Origin of the sequence: Bacillus nakamurai (assembly GCF_001584325.1) — a bacterium.
Taxonomy (GTDB): domain Bacteria; phylum Bacillota; class Bacilli; order Bacillales; family Bacillaceae; genus Bacillus; species Bacillus nakamurai.
Map to the genome: position 1 here is coordinate 17,524 of NZ_LSAZ01000023.1, position 17,649 is coordinate 35,172.

General features: G+C 47.0%; 14 protein-coding genes. 4 read left to right on the forward strand and 10 right to left on the reverse strand.

The window, feature by feature from the left end:
* Positions 1-55 precede the first annotated feature (55 nt).
* Complete coding sequence (locus tag AXI59_RS11990) at positions 56-904, forward strand: TetR/AcrR family transcriptional regulator (RefSeq protein WP_061528326.1); 849 nt, start codon at positions 56-58, stop codon at positions 902-904.
* 70 nt (positions 905-974) lie between these two features.
* Here AXI59_RS11990 and gatB read toward each other — a convergent pair whose 3' ends face one another.
* From gatB to gatC, 3 genes are read right to left on the reverse strand one after another with little or no spacing between them, the layout of a single operon-like run.
* Complete coding sequence (gatB, locus tag AXI59_RS11995; RefSeq protein WP_061528327.1) at positions 975-2,405, reverse strand: Asp-tRNA(Asn)/Glu-tRNA(Gln) amidotransferase subunit GatB; 1,431 nt, start codon at positions 2,403-2,405, stop codon at positions 975-977.
* Between the two features lie 13 nt (positions 2,406-2,418).
* Positions 2,419-3,876 (reverse strand): Asp-tRNA(Asn)/Glu-tRNA(Gln) amidotransferase subunit GatA, encoded by a 1,458-nt coding sequence (gene gatA, locus AXI59_RS12000; protein WP_061528328.1) that lies wholly within the window; start codon positions 3,874-3,876, stop codon positions 2,419-2,421.
* Positions 3,877-3,890: 14 nt separating this feature from the next.
* Positions 3,891-4,181: an Asp-tRNA(Asn)/Glu-tRNA(Gln) amidotransferase subunit GatC gene (gene gatC / locus AXI59_RS12005; protein WP_061528329.1), complete on the reverse strand. Its 291-nt coding sequence runs from the start codon at positions 4,179-4,181 to the stop codon at positions 3,891-3,893.
* A 420-nt stretch (positions 4,182-4,601) separates the two neighbouring features.
* Between gatC and putP the strand changes: the two genes are divergently transcribed.
* Both putP and AXI59_RS12015 read left to right on the forward strand, forming a co-directional pair.
* Positions 4,602-6,080, forward strand: coding sequence for a sodium/proline symporter PutP (putP, locus tag AXI59_RS12010; protein WP_061528410.1), 1,479 nt, complete (start codon positions 4,602-4,604; stop codon positions 6,078-6,080).
* Positions 6,081-6,255: 175 nt separating this feature from the next.
* Complete coding sequence (locus AXI59_RS12015; protein WP_229977233.1) at positions 6,256-6,888, forward strand: MgtC/SapB family protein; 633 nt, start codon at positions 6,256-6,258, stop codon at positions 6,886-6,888.
* A gap of 74 nt (positions 6,889-6,962) precedes the next feature.
* On the opposite strand, the gene AXI59_RS12020 is transcribed toward AXI59_RS12015, so the two are convergent.
* From AXI59_RS12020 to pcrB, 5 genes are all read right to left on the reverse strand, one after another.
* Positions 6,963-7,964, reverse strand: a complete 1,002-nt coding sequence (locus AXI59_RS12020) for a phosphotransferase enzyme family protein (protein ID WP_061528330.1) — start codon at positions 7,962-7,964, stop codon at positions 6,963-6,965.
* A 276-nt stretch (positions 7,965-8,240) separates the two neighbouring features.
* Complete coding sequence (locus tag AXI59_RS12025; protein ID WP_061520223.1) at positions 8,241-9,437, reverse strand: CamS family sex pheromone protein; 1,197 nt, start codon at positions 9,435-9,437, stop codon at positions 8,241-8,243.
* 15 nt (positions 9,438-9,452) lie between these two features.
* Positions 9,453-11,459 carry an NAD-dependent DNA ligase LigA gene (ligA, locus tag AXI59_RS12030; protein ID WP_061528331.1) on the reverse strand — a complete coding sequence of 669 codons (2,007 nt, stop codon included), beginning with the start codon at positions 11,457-11,459 and terminating at the stop codon, positions 9,453-9,455.
* A gap of 24 nt (positions 11,460-11,483) precedes the next feature.
* Positions 11,484-13,706: a DNA helicase PcrA gene (pcrA, locus tag AXI59_RS12035; RefSeq protein ID WP_061528332.1), complete on the reverse strand. Its 2,223-nt coding sequence runs from the start codon at positions 13,704-13,706 to the stop codon at positions 11,484-11,486.
* A 58-nt stretch (positions 13,707-13,764) separates the two neighbouring features.
* Positions 13,765-14,454, reverse strand: a complete 690-nt coding sequence (pcrB, locus tag AXI59_RS12040; protein ID WP_061520220.1) for a heptaprenylglyceryl phosphate synthase — start codon at positions 14,452-14,454, stop codon at positions 13,765-13,767.
* 255 nt (positions 14,455-14,709) lie between these two features.
* Between pcrB and AXI59_RS12045 the strand changes: the two genes are divergently transcribed.
* Positions 14,710-16,284: an FMN-binding glutamate synthase family protein gene (locus AXI59_RS12045; protein WP_061528333.1), complete on the forward strand. Its 1,575-nt coding sequence runs from the start codon at positions 14,710-14,712 to the stop codon at positions 16,282-16,284.
* Between the two features lie 35 nt (positions 16,285-16,319).
* Here AXI59_RS12045 and AXI59_RS12050 read toward each other — a convergent pair whose 3' ends face one another.
* Both AXI59_RS12050 and AXI59_RS12055 read right to left on the reverse strand, forming a co-directional pair.
* The gene (locus AXI59_RS12050; protein WP_003155745.1) at positions 16,320-16,631 is read right to left on the reverse strand and encodes a YerC/YecD family TrpR-related protein; all 312 of its coding nucleotides are present in this window, start codon (positions 16,629-16,631) and stop codon (positions 16,320-16,322) included.
* A gap of 2 nt (positions 16,632-16,633) precedes the next feature.
* A complete protein-coding gene (locus tag AXI59_RS12055) occupies positions 16,634-17,629 on the reverse strand; it encodes a DUF3048 domain-containing protein (RefSeq protein ID WP_061528334.1) in 996 nt (331 codons plus the stop codon).
* Between the last annotated feature and the right edge of the window lie 20 nt (positions 17,630-17,649).

Below are 17,649 nucleotides of genomic sequence, written 5' to 3' on the forward strand. Positions count from 1 at the left end.
ACCAAAAAGCCAGTAAATTTTTCTAAATTTTTGAAGGATTAAGGGGAAGCACGTCATGAACGAAAAAAAAGAGAAAATCATAAAAACCGGCATTCGTTTATTTGCCAAAAAAGGATTTTCTTCCACAACCATTCAGGAAATCGCTGTTGAATGCGGAATATCAAAAGGAGCTTTTTATCTCCATTTCAAATCGAAAGAAGACCTTCTTTTGTCAGCATGTGAATATTACATCGGCATGTCTATGGAAGAAGTAAAGAAAATTAAAGCGGAAAATCAACATAAACCGCCTAAGGATGTTTTCAAAAAACAGATTGCCTACCAATTCCAAGAATTCTTAGAGCATAAGGACTTTATCATTCTCTTGCTGAGTGAGAAGATCATTCCTGAAAATCAAAAAGTAAAACAATCCTTTCATGAGGCAAATATTCAATTTAACAAGCTCTACCGGGAGGCTTTGCTGTCGTCTTACGGAGAAAGCATCACACCGTTTTTAGCGGACGCATCCGTTATGGCGCAAGGAATTGTAAGCTCTTATATTCATTTCTTGATTTTTAATGAGAACATGGTGTTTCAGACGGAACAGGTGGCGGAATTTCTGATCCGCAGGATTGATGATCTTGTGATGGGCCTGATTAAGGAGAATCCCGATCCGCTGCTGCCAGAGGACATTTTCACCCAGCCTCCGCCGAATATAGAAGAGCTGTTAAAGGAAATACGAGAGGCAAAAGAGCAGCATGGACTGCCTGAAGATGTCATCGTGTCGCTTGAGGTGATGGAAGAGGAATGCTCAAAGGAAGAACCCCGCAAACCGATTATTAAAGGAATGCTTTCCAATTTAGCCGGCAGCGGCAATGATCAAATTGAGAAATTGCGTTCCTCTATTGAAGCGTATTTCAGCTTGTGATCATAAAAAAAGAGACCGGAGCTTTTCCGGTCTCAATGTCAGCAGCGCCTTCAGCCGGGCGGCTGCTTTTTTATCGTTTCTTGATTTCTTCAAGTAAAATCTTGTTGACCATCGGCGGGTTGGCTTGTCCTTTTGAGGCTTTCATAATCTGCCCGACAAGGAAGCCGATCGCGCGGTCTTTCCCGTTTTTGAAGTCCTCGATGGACTGCGGGTTGCTGTCAAGCGCTTCTGTGACGAGCTTGAGAAGCACACTTTCGTCAGAAATCTGCACGAGGCCTTTTTCTTTGACGATTTTTTCAGCGTCGCCGCCTTTTTCAATTAATTCTTTGAAGACCTTCTTCGCGATTTTAGAAGAAATGGTTCCTTTTTCAATCAATTGAATCATGCCGGCAAGGCCTTCCGGTGTCAGCGCCACATCAGAAAGCTCTTTTTGCTCAGCGTTCAGATAAGCTGACACTTCGCCCATGAGCCAGTTTGATGCCTGCTTTGCTTCGGCGCCTTTTTTGACGGTTTCTTCGAAGAAATCAGCCATTTCTTTTGTAAGCGTCAATACCATGGCATCATATGCAGGCAGTCCGAGCTCTTCGATATAACGCTTGCGGCGTTCGTCCGGAAGCTCAGGAATGCTTGCCTTTACGCGCTCTTTCCATTCGTCATCAATGTAAAGCTCGACAAGGTCAGGCTCCGGGAAGTAGCGGTAATCGTCTGACCCTTCTTTAATCCGCATGAGAATGGTTTTTTTCGTTGCTTCGTCGTAACGGCGTGTTTCCTGCTGAATGATTCCGCCGGAAAGCAGAACCTGCTCCTGGCGTTTTTCTTCGTGCTCAAGCCCTTTTTGAACGAACGCGAAGGAGTTCAGGTTTTTCAGCTCTGTTTTTGTGCCGAATTTCTCTTGGCCGATCGGGCGGAGGGAAATGTTGGCGTCACAGCGCAGTGATCCTTCTTCCATTTTACAGTCGGAAACGCCTGTGTATTGGATAATCGATTTCAGCTTTTCAAGGTATGCGTATGCTTCTTCCGGTGTGCGGATATCCGGCTCAGACACGATTTCGACCAGCGGCGTGCCTTGGCGGTTGAAGTCAACGAGGGAATAGCCGTCGCCTGTATGCGTCAGTTTTCCCGCATCTTCCTCAAGGTGAAGACGGGTGATGCCGATTTTTTTCGTTTTTCCGCCGACTTCGATTTCAATCCAGCCGTTTTCGCCGATCGGCTTGTCAAATTGAGAAATTTGATACGCCTTCGGGTTATCCGGATAGAAATAGTTTTTACGGTCAAACTTCGTATCCGTCGCGATTTCGCAGTTTAAGGCCATTGCGGCTTTCATTGCGAATTCGACTGCCTCTTTGTTTAACACAGGCAATACGCCCGGGTAGCCGAGGTCGATAACGCTTGTTTGGGTATTTGCATCCGCGCCGAATGGCGTCGGAGAGCTTGAGAAAATTTTAGATTTTGTTTTTAACTCCACATGGACTTCTAGTCCGATTACCGTTTCAAAGTTCACTTCATTTCACCCCTTACAGTTCAGGTTTTGCTTTATGATGGTCTGTTGCCTGTTCAAACGCATGAGCGACACGGTACACAGTGCCTTCATCGAAGTGTTTTCCGATGATTTGCAGCCCGAGCGGCAGCCCGTCCGCAAATCCGCACGGCACGCTGATTCCCGGAACACCCGCAAGGTTGACAGGGATCGTTAAAATATCGTTGGCGTACATTGTCAGCGGATCGCTTGTTTTTTCGCCGATTTTAAATGCCGGTGTCGGCGTTGTCGGTCCGACGATGACGTCATATTTCTCAAATACGTCTTCAAAGTCTTTTTTAATGAGCGTGCGCACTTTTTGCGCTTTTTTGTAGTACGCGTCATAGTAGCCTGAGCTGAGCGCAAATGTGCCGAGCATAATACGGCGTTTCACTTCGTTGCCGAAGCCTTCTGAGCGCGTTTGTTTATAAAGGTCGATCAGGTTGTCCGCATTTTCCGTGCGGTATCCGTAGCGGATGCCGTCAAAGCGCGCAAGGTTAGCAGACGCTTCTGAAGAGGACAGCAGGTAATATGTTGCAAGCGCGTATTTGCTGTGCGGAAGAGATACTTCTTCCCATGTCGCGCCGAGATCTTCAAGCACCTTTAAAGCGGCAAGAACGGATTCCTTCGCTTCTTTGCCGACGCCTTCTCCGAGGTATTCTTTCGGAACGGCGATTTTTAAGCCTTTAATATCGCCCGTTAATGAAGAAAGAAAATCTGGCACATCCACATTTGCGCTCGTCGCATCCATTTTGTCAACGCCTGCAATGGCTTGAAGCAAAAATGCGTTGTCTTCTACCGTTCTTGTGATCGGTCCGATTTGGTCTAACGAAGAGGCAAAGGCAACCAAACCGTAACGTGACACGCGTCCGTATGTAGGCTTTAATCCGACGACGCCGCAGAATGAAGCCGGCTGGCGGATGGAGCCGCCCGTGTCAGATCCGAGTGAAAACGGCACTTCGCCCGCTGCAACCGCAGCCGCGGAGCCGCCGCTTGAACCGCCGGGAACCGTATCCAGATTCCAAGGATTTTTCGTGGCTTTGTACGCGGAGTTTTCGGTTGAAGATCCCATCGCGAATTCATCCATGTTCAGCTTCCCGATTGTGACAGCTTCAGCAGCCTGAAGGCGCTCCACAACCGTCGCATCGTAAATAGGGTCAAAGTTTTCAAGAATTTTACTTGAACATGTCGTGCGAAGCCCTTTTGTCACGATGTTGTCCTTGACGCCGATCGGCATTCCGAACAGAAGGCCGTGTTCAGAACGGCTGTCCACCGCTTCATCGAGCTCTTTTGCGTAAGCGCGCGCTTTTTCTTCATCAAGCTGTAAAAACGCCTGCACCTTATCGTCCACGGATGCGATCCGTTTGTAAGATTCATCAACAAGATCAGAAATCTTGATCTCTTTTTTATGTATCATTTGTTTCAGTTCTGTGATTTTGTGATCAAATAATGACATACTGTCTCCCTCCTTTAATCCAGAATTGATGGCACACGGATATAGCCGTCTTTATGATCGGGAGCATTTTTCATAACATCCTCGATCGGAAGGCCTTTACCCGCTTCATCTTCTCTCATTACGTTTTTCATTTTCAGCACGTGGGTTGTCGGCTCCACGTTATCCGTATCCACTTCATTCAGCTCCTCGGCAAACGAGATGATGCTGCCAAGCTGTTCAGTGAACATTTCAGCTTCTTCATCTGTAATGGCAAGTCTCGCCAAATGAGCGACATGCTTTACTTCTTCTATAGAAATTCGTGACATAAGATCCACCTCCGCATAATTCTCCGTTTCGTCATATAATACTGATCATATCAAAAACAAGCCCTCTAAAGCAACAGAACGCCGCCTTCTGAGCCATGATGAAACCTTCTCTATTTTATCCTAAAATGAGGAGAAAGAGAAACGAATTATATATCAGAAAATTTTTACTTTTATAAATTATCGACAGCGCTTTCATCATTAGGCTGTTCTATGTTGACGGGAGATTTTTTCCTGAATGAGCCAAGTTTCAGCAGTTGATTGATCGGGGATACTTTGTTAGGTTAAGTAACCATAGCCTGCACGAAATCGTGCGAACCGCATGTAATGATGACAAAGGCTTACCGCCGGCGCTTGTTCCGGCACTATCAAAATGCAGAGGTGATGTCAAAATTATCAGGAAAGAAGAGAGGGTCCAGAAACGTGAGTATTGAATTAATGATATCTTTAGGAATTTACTTTACTGCCATGCTATTAATCGGCTGGTACGCTTTCAGAAAAACGACGAATATCAATGATTATATGCTGGGCGGAAGAGGACTCGGACCGTTCGTAACGGCGCTGTCGGCAGGAGCCGCTGATATGAGTGCATGGATGCTGATGGGGGTTCCCGGCGCAATGTTCGCAACGGGATTATCAACCTTATGGCTGGCGCTCGGATTGACCATCGGCGCTTATTCAAACTATCTGCTGCTTGCTCCGAGGCTGCGCGCTTACACGGAAGCAGCGGACGATGCAATTACGATACCGGATTTCTTTGATAAACGGTTCCGCCATTCTTCATCACTGCTGAAAATTGTTTCCGCCGTGATTATCATGATCTTTTTCACACTGTATACGTCGTCCGGAATGGTATCCGGGGGCAGGTTGTTTGAATCGGCATTTGGTGCTGATTACAAATTTGGTCTGTTTTTAACGGCCGGTGTTGTTGTGCTTTATACGCTGTTTGGCGGTTTTCTCGCTGTCAGTCTGACTGACTTTGTACAGGGAGCGATCATGTTTGCGGCATTAGTGCTTGTGCCGATCGTTGCTTTTACCCAGCTCGGGAGCGTTTCAACGACGATTGATTCGATCAACGCCGTAGACCCGAAGCTATTGGATATCTTTAAAGGCGCGAGCGTCATTAGCATTATTTCTTATTTGGCATGGGGACTCGGCTATTACGGCCAGCCTCATATCATCGTGCGATTTATGGCGATCAAAGAAGTGAAGGATTTAAAACCGGCCCGCAGAATCGGCATAAGCTGGATGGTCATTTCCGTTCTCGGTTCATTACTGACGGGGATAATAGGTGTTGCGTATTCTCATCACTTCGGAGTTGCCGTAAAAGATCCGGAAACGATTTTCATTATATTTTCTAAAATACTGTTCCATCCGCTGATTACGGGCTTCTTATTGTCCGCGATTTTAGCGGCGATTATGAGTTCCATCTCCTCGCAGCTTTTAGTAACGGCCAGCGCCATTACGGAAGATTTATACCGCGCCTTTTTCAGACGTGAAGCGAGCGATAAAGAATTGGTCATGACCGGCCGCATGTCAGTATTGATCGTGGCCATCATTGCTATCTTGCTTTCCCTGAATCCGAACAGCACGATTCTTGACCTGGTCGGATATGCATGGGCAGGCTTTGGTTCAGCCATCGGGCCAGCGCTTCTGCTCAGTCTGTACTGGAAGCGAATGAATGAGTGGGGAGCGCTAGCGGCGATGATTACCGGAGCCGCAGCCGTTTTAATCTGGATTGCGACGGGCCTTGCCGCTTCAACCGGCATTTACCAAATCATTCCCGGGTTCTTCCTCAGTTTGATTGCCGGTATCGCGGTCAGCCTGCTAACGAAAAAACCGGCGGATGCTTCCTATCAGCTGTTCAGCCGGATGGAAACACTATTAAAAAGCAAAAAATAAGCGAAAGCCGTCAGAACTTATCCCTGACGGCTTTTTTCTTCCGCTCTTGTCCTGCAATAAATACTGTGAGAAAATCATATCAATTTACTATAAAAGAATATGGAGGTGCTGTGGTTTGAGCTGGCCTATCGATCCAGACATTTTATTAAAGTTGGGCATTGCCACGCTGATCGGCATGATTATCGGTCTTGAGCGCGAATTAAAAAATAAACCGCTCGGACTGAAAACATGCATCGTCATTGCTGTCAGCTCTTGTATGCTGACCATTGTCAGCATTAACGCGGCCTATCATTTCCCGAAATATTACCGCATCATGATGGACCCGCTCCGCCTCCCCGCACAAATCATTTCCGGGGTCGGTTTTATCGGCGCCGGGGTGATTTTGCGAAAGAGCAATGATGTCATTTCCGGCCTGACGACATCGGCCATGATCTGGGGCGCGGCCGGGCTTGGCTTGGCAACGGGCGCAGGCTTTTATAAAGAGGCATTCGCGAGCCTCTTGTTCATCTTGATCAGCGTTGAATTCCTGCCGTGGCTTATCAGAAAAATCGGCCCCGACCGCTTGCAGGAAAAAGATATCCGCGTGAGGATGTCTTTGTCTGACAAGGATAAAATGACCGAGATTTTAAAGGAAATGAAAAGCAAACAGATCCGTATCCACTCTGTCCGGATTGATGATTTGCATGAAAAGGAATTTCCGATTATGGAAGTGAAAATCAGAGTCCATAAAAACCGCTACACCACGGACGTGTATTATGATATTAAAGAAATTCAAGGTGTCGTCGGGGTGAAGTGCGATACGTTATAGAGGTCTTCTATCCTGAAGACGTTTGTTTACATTGCTAAACAACGCCGGCCTGATACCAGCCGGCGTTTTTCCTCTTATACTAAGGCAGAGAAATTGAATTCAGTAATCGGTGTTTGTTTTTCTATATCGTTTCTAATAGCTTTCAGCATCTGCAGCTCTTCATCCCCGAGTGAGCCAAGGTCAAACGCCTGATGCAATAAACCGTAAATCAGCATATGGCGCAGACGGAGGAAATCCGGGATTTTTTCAAGCCACGCGGGATCAAGATCGTTTTCTTCCTTGTATCCCTTCATAAAATGAGTCATAAACTCCTCCGTAAATGCAGCCTTGTCTTCATACGGGATGACCGGATACCACAAAATGTTGTAAAGCAAAATACTGATATCATTCACAAACCAATTGTAGCCGATATCATCAAAATCAAATGTAGTGATTTTTCCGTTGTCCCAGTTGAAATTGCCGTGGTGCAAATCGGCGTGCACAAGGCCGTAGTTTTCCGGATTCTTCGGCAATTGCCGCAGTTCTTCCATTAAAGCATCCGCTCGTTCGAATACGAAATGCTGATCTTCGGGCACGTATTTTCTCAGCTTAAGCTGCTCCTCTTCATCCCACTCTTGCCTTTTATATTTCGGGTCGCTCAGGCGGTAGCTTTTCGTCAGCCGATGCATTTTCCCCGTATACTTGCCAAGCTCATAAAACAGAGTCCCGTTCCAATCTGATTCTTCTACTTTATGGCCTGGCGCTTTTTCATAGACTCTTAATAAAAACGCCCCGCCTTTTCCATCCGGCACTTCTTCGACATCTCTGCCATTTAATGAAGGAATCGGCTTTGCTACTGAAAGCCCTCCCTTTGCCAGATGATGAAGCCATTCCATTTCTCCAAGAATATATTCCGGCGTTCTGCGGATCGTATGCGTAATTTTTAAGATATAAGGTTCCTTATCTTTTACAAATTCGTATACGTAGTTTTCCGCGTCCGCGATAAAATGAACCTGATCTTTTGTAAAGCCATATATCTCACCGGCCTTAGCCAGCACGTTATCCTCATCAAAAATTGCTTTGATATCTTTATGCATGCTGATTCACCCTCTTCATATATTTCGATAGTTCCCTGATGGTTTGTCTTTTGCAACATGAGATGAAAAAGAAGGAACCAAACCATATATTATAATTCTTATAAAATCAGATAAAAGTATTTATTTTTCATATTCTCTACTCATTTCCAATTATTCAATTACCCGCATCATAACATAAAAAAATACCCTCTCCAACAGTAATTACAAATGTAACTTGATTGTTATATGTACTATAAAAAAACCCCTGTTCATATTAAATGAACAAGGACATCTTAGTTAATCGTAAATATGGACGGTTGGTTCTTTGTCGCCCGCATTGCGGACGATAAGCGCTTCTTGGCCGTCTGATGAGGTGATGTTGATTTCGACATCGACTGAGCTTTTTGAATAATAATCCATCAGCTCACCCGTTAAGTATTGGGTAAAGGCGATAACTTCGCTCTTTCCGTAAAATTGCATCGGAATTTCGATTTTCATTTTTCTCATTTCATCATTTTCATACATTGCCGTTCCGACCACTCCTGTATAGTTCGGGAAGTAGCTGTCAATGGCATTTTTAAAGCGTTTAAACACCTCTGAATCGTCAGGGTATTTTTGTGCTGTAGCGGTATCTGCCGGATAAAAAACGTATTTTTCTTTTACGTCATCCCAGCTTGAAATGTCGGTTGAGCCGGCTTTGACTTCCGTTTTCGCAATATAATTCCCTGGTACGATCGATGTTTTTGGCGCCTGTTTATAAAGGGCGATGGTAATCGGTACGTTTTTCAGATTATCCATTTTGCGAAGGCGGTTAATGACTTCCTGGGCAATTTGTTCTCCGTGGCTGCGGATCGTTTTGTCGCTGAGTTCTACTTCTTGCTGCGGATCGCCTGTGTTTTCGCGGTAATAGTACACAGAGTTGAGAGCGAGACCGATCATGACGCCGCCAAGCTGAATAGAATTTTTATCTTTTCTCACTAAGTAATCCTGCTCCAGCATAGACGCTAAGTAAATCGGGCTGCTTTCGTTTTTTGATTTTGCCGATCCCGAGCTTGGCAAAGCCGGGTTTAAGCCGAGGTTTTCGAAATTGGCATCATCCTTTTTCGCCTTTTTCAGATCGCTGCCTTCTTTTTTGCGGTCAAGCCAGTTTAATACCGTGTCTTCATCTAAATACTGGCCTTCCTGATAAAGATAATCATCAGTCGGGAAAGTGTCCTGGGCAAGGCGCATCAGCCCCGTCTCGAATTCATCGATATCCAGTCTCGTATTCAGCCGGTCCGCCGTCAGACCGCGGGCTTTTCCGGCTTTGAACGGCAGCACCATTTTATAGTAGGAATCAGAGATATTATATTTCGGTATAATCGCTTTTTCAGAGGACTTTTCCGTTTTTTGCGTAATCTCTTCCTCTTTGTTCCCCCCAAAACTCGGCGTGCAGGCCGACAGCATAAACACTGCCGCTGTCGCCGTTGCCGCCAATGCCAACATCTTTTTCAATAGAAAACACTCCTCTTATTTCTTTAGCTCTCCCAATAACTGTGTTTCATTCCATACTTCGATGTTTAATTCCTGTGCTTTTGTCAGCTTGCTTCCCGCCGCTTCTCCGGCGATAACTAAGTCTGTGTTTTTGCTTACAGATCCCGTCAGCTTTCCGCCGAGCGCTTCGATTTGCGCTTTTGCGTCATTTCTGGACAGCTCTTCAAGCTTTCCTGTCAAAACGATTGTCTTGCCGGCAAAATAAGAGTCGCTGTCCTCTGCTTTTACTTTTTTCGGGCCTTTGTAGAGTGTGTTCACACCGAGCTCTTCCAGTTCATCCAGAAGCTCTAGCATTTCTTCTTTGCGGAAATAAGTGATGAGTGCATCAGCCATTTTTTCGCCGATTTCATCCACTGCAAGCAGCTCTTCTTCCGTGGCTTTTTTCAGATTCTCCAGGCTTTCAAAATGCATGGCGAGCGTTTTGGCTGCTTTTGCGCCGATAAAACGGATGCCGAGGCCGAACAGCAGGCGTTCCAAAGAATTCTCTTTTGATTTTTGGATGGAGCTGATCAGATTGTCGGTTGATTTTTCTCCCATCCGCTCCAGCCGGATAACCTGTTCCTTTGTCAGCTTATATAAATCAGCGACATTGCGGACGAGGTCTTCCCGGAAAAGCTGTGTAATCACCCGTTCTCCGAGCCCGTCAATGTTCATCGCATTGCGTGAGACAAAGTGAATCAAGCCCTCTCTGATTTGCGCCGGGCATTCGGGATTAATGCAGCGCAAAGCGACTTCTCCTTCGATGCGCACAAGCTCACTTTCGCATTCCGGGCAGGCGGTCGGCATATTGAATTCTTTTTCTTCTCCGGTCCGCTGTTCAACTAAGACATTAACGACTTCAGGAATGATGTCGCCCGCTTTTTTAATGACGACTTTATCGAGAATGCGAATATCCTTTTCCTTAATTAAATCTTCGTTATGAAGGGATGCTCTTGAGACCGTTGTTCCGGCAACTTTTACCGGTTCAAGGATGGCGGTCGGCGTAATGACGCCCGTTCTTCCCACATTCAGCTCAATGTCGAGAAGCTTTGTAACGACCTCCTCAGCCGGGAATTTATACGCAATCGCCCAGCGCGGGCTTTTTGCCGTATACCCGAGCTCTTCCTGCTGGTCAAGCGAATCCACCTTGATGACGATGCCGTCAATTTCATACGGCAGCTCGGCTCGTTTCGCCTGCAGCTCTTCAATCATGTCAATTACTTCATCTATTGTCGTGCATTTTTTTCGTTCCTGGTTTGTTTTGAAGCCGATCTCATCGAGAAAATCCAGACCTTGGCTTTGTGTTTCCACACCCATTCCGTCAAGCTCCGCTATACTGTAGACGAAGATGTCGAGATTTCGTTTCGCTGCAATTTTCGGATCAAGCTGTCTGAGTGAGCCGGCAGCTGCATTCCGCGGATTGGCGAACGGCTCCTCATCTTTTTTCAGCCGCTCTTCATTCAGCGCTTCAAACGATTGTTTCGGCATGAAGGCCTCGCCGCGCACTTCGATGGAGAGGTTCCGTTTCATTTTCAGCGGAATATTGCGGATCGTTTTTAAATTCTCCGTGATATCCTCGCCCGTTGTTCCGTCTCCTCTTGTCGCGCCTCTGACGAAATAGCCGTCTTCATAACGGAGAGAAACAGCAAGACCGTCTATTTTCAGCTCCACATTGTATGCGACATCGTCACCGACAGCCTGACGGACACGGCGGTCAAAATCGCGAAGGTCATCATCGTTAAACGCGTTGCCGAGACTGAGCATCGGCGTGCCGTGCTGCACTTTTTGAAATGATTCCAGCACAGCTCCCCCGACCCGCTGTGTGGGCGAGTCGGGCGTTCTGAGATCCGGATGCTCTTGTTCTACGGCAATCAGCTCCTGCATCAGCCTGTCGTACTCGGAATCCGGCACGCTCGGTTCATCTAAGGTGTAATATTCATAGCTATACTGATCGATGGTGCGGCGCAATTCTTCTGCCCGGTGTTTCGCTGTTTCTTTGTCCATCATGTTCTTCCTTTCATCTTCAGGTTACTGCTTTTCAATCGGCGCAAAGGCTGCCAAGAGGCGTTTGACGCCGACGGGGCTCGGGAATGCGATATCCAGTTCCGTGCTTTCGCCTTCCCCTTTTACACTGACAACCGTGCCGGTGCCCCATTTTTTATGGCCGGCTTTATCACCGACAGCCCAGCTGAGCGTGTCGCCGCCTGTTTTATTCGCGTAGGAAACAGGGCGGGAGACCGGACCGCGTTTTGGCTGCATTTTTCTTCCCGGCTGCGTGCGCGGGTTTGTCTTCTTCTCATTTAGGTTCTCCAATAAATCCTCAGGTATTTCCCCAATAAAGCGTGATTCCGGATTCATATTGGTACGCCCGAACAAGGTGCGCATTTTGGCATTGGTTAAATACAGCTCTTCTTCCGCTCTCGTAATGCCCACATACGCGAGCCTGCGCTCTTCCTCCATCTCTGCTTCCTCCATCAGGGAGCGGCTGTGCGGGAAGACGCCTTCCTCAAGGCCCATTAAGAACACCACAGGGAATTCCAGGCCCTTTGCGGCGTGCAGCGTCATTAACGTCACGGCATCTTTACCGCCTGATTCCTCTTCTTTCTGGTCGAGCTGGTCAATATCCGCAATCAGCGCCAGATCTGTCAAAAACGAGACTAATGTTTTGTCTTCGCTTTTTTGCTCAAAGTTTTTCGTGACAGAAAGAAACTCGTCGATATTTTCCAACCGGCTTTGGGCTTCGATTGATTTTTCCGCCTTCAGCATTTCTCTGTATTCTGTTTTATCGAGAATTTCTTCCGTCAGCTCTGTAATCGACAGGTAGTCCTGCATATTCGTCAGATGTTCAATCATCGTGCCGAAGCTGTCTAACGCATTGGCCGCTTTGGCGCTGACACCGATGAAATCAACCTGTTTAATCGCCTGAAACAGCGACATGCCGTTCATCGCCGCATAAGAAGCAATTTTTTCAAGCGATGTGGCGCCGACGCCGCGCTTCGGTACATTGACGATCCGTGTAAAGCTGATGTCATCATCAGGATTTGAGACAAGACGCAGGTACGCGAGAATATCTTTAATTTCTTTCCTGTCGTAGAACTTGGTTCCGCCGACGATATTGTAATTTAATCCGGACTTCAGAAGCGTTTCCTCTATAACACGCGACTGGGCGTTTGTCCGGTATAAAATCGCGATGTCAGAAAGCTTCCGCTTGCCTGAAGTGTAGAGCTCATGAATTTTTCCGGCGACAAATTGGCCTTCGCCGAATTCATTGTCACCCCTGTAATAAGAAAGCTTGATGCCTTCGTCGTTTTCCGTCCACAGGTTTTTCGGCTTGCGGTTTGAGTTGTTTTTGATGACTTCATTCGCCGCGTTCAAAATCCGCTTTGTCGAGCGGTAGTTTTGTTCGAGCAGAATGACGTTTGCGCTCGGGTAATCCTTTTCAAAGGAAAGGATGTTGGCAATGTCCGCCCCCCGCCATCTGTAGATCGACTGGTCGGAGTCACCGACGACGCAAATATTTTCCAGACGTGCTGCAAGCTGTTTGACAAGCAGATATTGCGCTCTGTTCGTATCCTGATACTCATCCACGTGAATGTATTGGAATTTGCGCTGATAAAATTCAAGCACTTCAGGCACACGGTCAAAAAGCTTAATCGTCGTCATGATTAAATCATCGAAATCGAGCGATTGGTTTTTCAACAGTTTTTTCTGATAATCCGTGTATACGTCACTCGTGACTTGATCGTAGTAGCCTCCGGCCGTTTTTGCGAATTCCTCAGGCTCGATCAATTCATTTTTTGCGCTGCTGATTGAGCCGAGGATGCTTCTCGGGTCAAATTTTTTCGGATCGATATTCCGCTCCTTCAAAATCCCTTTAATCACGGAAAGCTGGTCGGCCGTATCAAGGATGGAGAAATTGCGGTTGATCCCGATTCTGTCAATATCACGCCGCAAAATCCGCACGCACATGCTGTGGAATGTGGATATCCAAATATCATCCGCACCGGGTCCGAGGATGCTCTCCACCCGTTCCTTCATTTCTCTGGCCGCTTTATTGGTAAATGTGATCGCCAGAATGTTCCATGGGGCCACGTGTTTTTCCGCCATTAAGTATGCGATTCTGTGCGTCAAAACCCGCGTTTTTCCGCTTCCCGCGCCCGCCATGAGAAGCAGCGGCCCGTCTGTCGTCTTCACCGCTTCCTGCTGAACAGGGTTTAATCCGCTTAATAATTGATTGCTAATATAATTCAAAATCCGTTCACCGCCTATCAAACATATGTTCTATCATAAATCAATTCCGCCCGCTTGGCTACTTTTCCTTTACAGCCCTCACCGTTTTGAGCGCCTGATCGAAATCCTCATATACCGCGTTTCCTACGACAATGACATCCGCATGGCGGCCGAATCGTTCCGCCGTTTCCGCGTCTTTAATGCCGCCTCCGTAAAATAGGACGGACTGGTCCAACACAGCCTTCGTTTTCTTCACCGTGTCTATGTCCGCCAGCATACCGCTGTATTCCAAGTAAAAAATCGGAAGGTGAAGCAAATGCTCCGCGACCCGCGCATAGGCGAGAATATCTTCAGTCTCTATATTTGTATCCGCGTCTGTCAAAGCGGCCGCCTTACAATCCGGGTTAACGATGCAATAGCCCTCCGGCACAATTTCCTCCATTGACATCAGTTCGCCGTATTCCTTCATCGCCTGATGGTGCATGCCGACAATCCAGTCCGCATTTTTGCTGTTGAGCACACTCGGAATGAAATAAAGATCAAAGCCGGGCACAATCGAATCAATGGTTGACACTTCAAGGACGCACGGCACTAAAAAACGCCGCACCTTTGACATAAGCCTCAGCACATTGTCTTCTGTTACGCCGTCGCTGCCTCCGATCACAATGGCGTCGGTCCCTGATTCACAAAGGATTTCAAGCTGTTCATCCGGTAAATCTTTATTCGGATCGAGTTTAAAAACGTGCTTCCACTCGTTAACATCGTACATGCGTTTTCGTTCCTCCATTCGTTTCTTGCCATTTAAACATTATAACAAATTCATTTCGCGCGGAAAAACGGAAAAAGACGTCATTCCCGTTATTCATGAAAAAAGATGCTTTATTCCTGCACATAAAAAACAATCCGTTTATCCCGATTTGAGCAAATGTAAAATGAATGCCCTATTGGTTTGTACGATGCCTACGTTTGAAGGCAGTTAAAATGTGGAATGTCAAAGAGTAAAAAGGCAAGGAGTCTGATCCAGATGGAACAAGCAATCATCGTTCTGATTTGTATATTGATCTTCATTATTTTAGTTCCCGCCGCATTGCTGCTTTGGATATACATAAGGGACGAAAAGCAGGAAGAACACTCAGTGCTTCGGAATTATCCCGTGGCCGGAAAGCTGCGCTATATCTTTGAGAAAATCGGGCCTGAACTTCGGCAATATTTATTCAGCAATGATAATGAGGAACAGCCGTTTTCCAGAAGAGAATACGAGCAGACGGTCATATCCGGAAAGTATAAAAGCAGAATGATGGGCTTCGGTTCAGAAAGGGATTTTGATCAGCCGGGGTATTATATCCGCAACGCCCTTTTTCCGAAACAGAGAGAGGAGCTTCGTATCGGCCAATCTCCTAAGATCGAAACGATGGTGTACCGCATTGACAAGGACAATCTGCTCAAGCGGAATGAGCATCGCGAAAAAATAAAGGCCGATCCTTATTACCTGCATCCGGACGATGTACAGGTCATCGGCAAAGATACATGCCAAAAACCATTTTACGTAAAAGGCTTGATCGGGCAATCGGCGATGAGCTATGGCTCGCTGGGTGACAGGGCGATTACTGCGCTGTCAAAAGGGCTGCACCAGGCCGGCGGCACATGGATGAATACCGGTGAAGGGGGACTGTCAGAGCATCACCTGAAAGGCGGAGCGGATATTATATGCCAAATCGGCCCCGGCCTGTTCGGCGTTCGCACCCAAGACGATGCATTTTCGTGGGAAGAGTTTAAGAAAAAAAGCCAATTGGAGCAAATTAAAGCATTTGAACTGAAGCTGGCGCAAGGGGCAAAAGCGAGAGGCGGTCATATTGACGGCTCAAAAGTTACTGAAGAAATTGCCGCCATCAGAAATGTAAAACCGGGACAATCCATTGACAGCCCCAATCGGTTTAATGAATTCTCAAGCGTCCAGGTCATGCTTGATTTTATCGAAAAAATGCGGGCCGTCGGCCAAAAGCCGGTCGGAATCAAAATCGTGGCGGGCAGCCGAAAAGATTTGGAGGAGCTGATTTCCTGTATGAGTTCGAGCGGCAAGCACCCTGATTTCATTACGATTGACGGCAGTGAAGGCGGAACGGGCGCTTCGTTCCATGAGCTGGCTGATTCCGTCGGGTTGCCGATTTTAACAGGCCTTCCTCTCGTTGACGGGCTGCTGAAGGAGTACGGCATAAGAGATAAGCTGAAAATTTTCGCATCCGGAAAGCTGCTCACCTCAGATAAAATTGCCGTCGCCCTCGCTTTAGGCGCAGACTTTGTCAATATTGCCCGGGGAATGATGTTTTCAGTCGGGTGTATCCGCGCCCAAGTCTGCCACACCAATCATTGTCCCGTCGGTGTTGCAACGACTGATCCTAAGCTGCAGCGCGCGCTCAGCATCGAAGACAAACAGCACCGCGTCTGCAACTACGTACTCTCATTGCGCGAAGGGCTGTTTCACCTCGCTGCGGCAGCAGGCATCAGCTCTCCGATACATTTTACCAATGAGCATATCGTGTACAGGGAAAAAGACGGCAGAATAAAGGAACTGCCAGACCTTATGAAGCAGCACGCATAAAAAAAACCGCCTGCCGTTATCGGCAGAGCGGTTTTTTATGTTGCTGAGGAAGATTCTCCTTTGTTTACACGGTCAAGCGCCATTTCATAAGCGTCGTTTCCGTAATTTAAGCAGCGTTTCACACGGGAAATCGTGGCTGTCGAAGCCCCCGTTTCGCTTTCAATTTTATGATACGTATTTCCTTCGCGGAGCATTCTCGCCACTTCTAAACGCTGCGCCAGCGATTGAATTTCATTAATCGTACAAAGATCATCAAAGAAACGATAGCATTCCTCCAGATCTTTCAGCGATAAAATAGATAGAAATAACTGGTCCAGTTCTTTTCCGCGTAATTTATCGATTTGCATCGTCACACACCTTCTCCTTTACTAATGGAAACTGCATCGAGATCAGGCACGATATTGATCCATGTCTTTCCTGGCACAAACGGAAGAATCTCACCGCCTTTTACGGGCAAAATACGGCCGTCTTTATTTTCCCAGTCTGACTCAATAACATCGCCGTGCTGAAGCAAGAGACCCTTACCCCCTGATTGAATATCGATGTCCCGCCTTCCATCTTTGTCTGTAATGCGATGGCCGGCTTCAACAATAAAAATGTTGTGTATGGCTAAAGGCTTCCCGGTCTCCCGGTCGGTCGCTTTCACACCATCAGAGCTTCTTGTATAAGCATCAGCTTTTTTATCATAATCGTATTCGACAAGATTTGTAACATTTTGTGTTCCATAATCTATCCGAACATTGTAGGTTTCGTTTCCGGGTTTTGCATCTGATGTTTGAAAAGGGAGCGGTTTTGTTTCTCCGTTCAGCTGATATCCCTTTTGTTCCGCAGCCTTTTTTATGTTTTCATAAGACGTATAGGAATTGTGGGGAGGCTTGCTGAAATCGGCTCTCCAAAACAGGCTTCCGTCAAAACCCAAGCCGTTTATATAATCGTAAGCGCCAGATTCCAGCTGCTTTTTCGCACCGGGGCTCCAGCCATGATGGACAAAAATGCTGTTAAACCCGCTGCTGAGCGTGACGAAATATTCGCGCGCGCTCCGCACAGGCCCGACAGTTTCCGGCATCTCGCTTTGGAAAATCGCCAGAAATCTTGTGATCGGCCCCTCCGCAAGCGCCTCAATGACAATATCCGCCTTGGAAAGCCCGGATTGGGGCCTGGCCTTCGGATGGTTGTTCACTGCGACAGCAATCGGACGGCGTTCTGCAAGCTTTCGCTCCGTCTTCAAACCGGTTAATGGAGCTTCCGGCTTTTTCGTCTGCGCCTGATCGGCATCGTTTTGCCGGCAGGCGGCAAGCAGCAAAAACGCAAAACATAACACACAAACGGTTATCCATCTCTTCATATGTCGGCTCCCTGCTCTTT

Bases quoted from the DNA above. Each gene is read 5' to 3' on its own strand.
- AXI59_RS11990 (WP_061528326.1), top strand. From the start codon at position 56: ATGAACGAAAAAAAAGAGAAAATCATAAAAACCGGCATTCGTTTATTT.
- gatA (WP_061528328.1), bottom strand. From the start codon at position 3,876: ATGTCATTATTTGATCACAAAATCACAGAACTGAAACAAATGATACAT.
- gatC (WP_061528329.1), bottom strand. From the start codon at position 4,181: ATGTCACGAATTTCTATAGAAGAAGTAAAGCATGTCGCTCATTTGGCG.
- AXI59_RS12015 (WP_229977233.1), top strand. From the start codon at position 6,256: ATGATTATCGGTCTTGAGCGCGAATTAAAAAATAAACCGCTCGGACTG.
- AXI59_RS12020 (WP_061528330.1), bottom strand. From the start codon at position 7,964: ATGCATAAAGATATCAAAGCAATTTTTGATGAGGATAACGTGCTGGCT.
- ligA (WP_061528331.1), bottom strand. From the start codon at position 11,459: ATGGACAAAGAAACAGCGAAACACCGGGCAGAAGAATTGCGCCGCACC.
- pcrB (WP_061520220.1), bottom strand. From the start codon at position 14,454: ATGTACGATGTTAACGAGTGGAAGCACGTTTTTAAACTCGATCCGAAT.
- AXI59_RS12045 (WP_061528333.1), top strand. From the start codon at position 14,710: ATGGAACAAGCAATCATCGTTCTGATTTGTATATTGATCTTCATTATT.
- AXI59_RS12050 (WP_003155745.1), bottom strand. From the start codon at position 16,631: ATGCAAATCGATAAATTACGCGGAAAAGAACTGGACCAGTTATTTCTA.
- AXI59_RS12055 (WP_061528334.1), bottom strand. From the start codon at position 17,629: ATGAAGAGATGGATAACCGTTTGTGTGTTATGTTTTGCGTTTTTGCTG.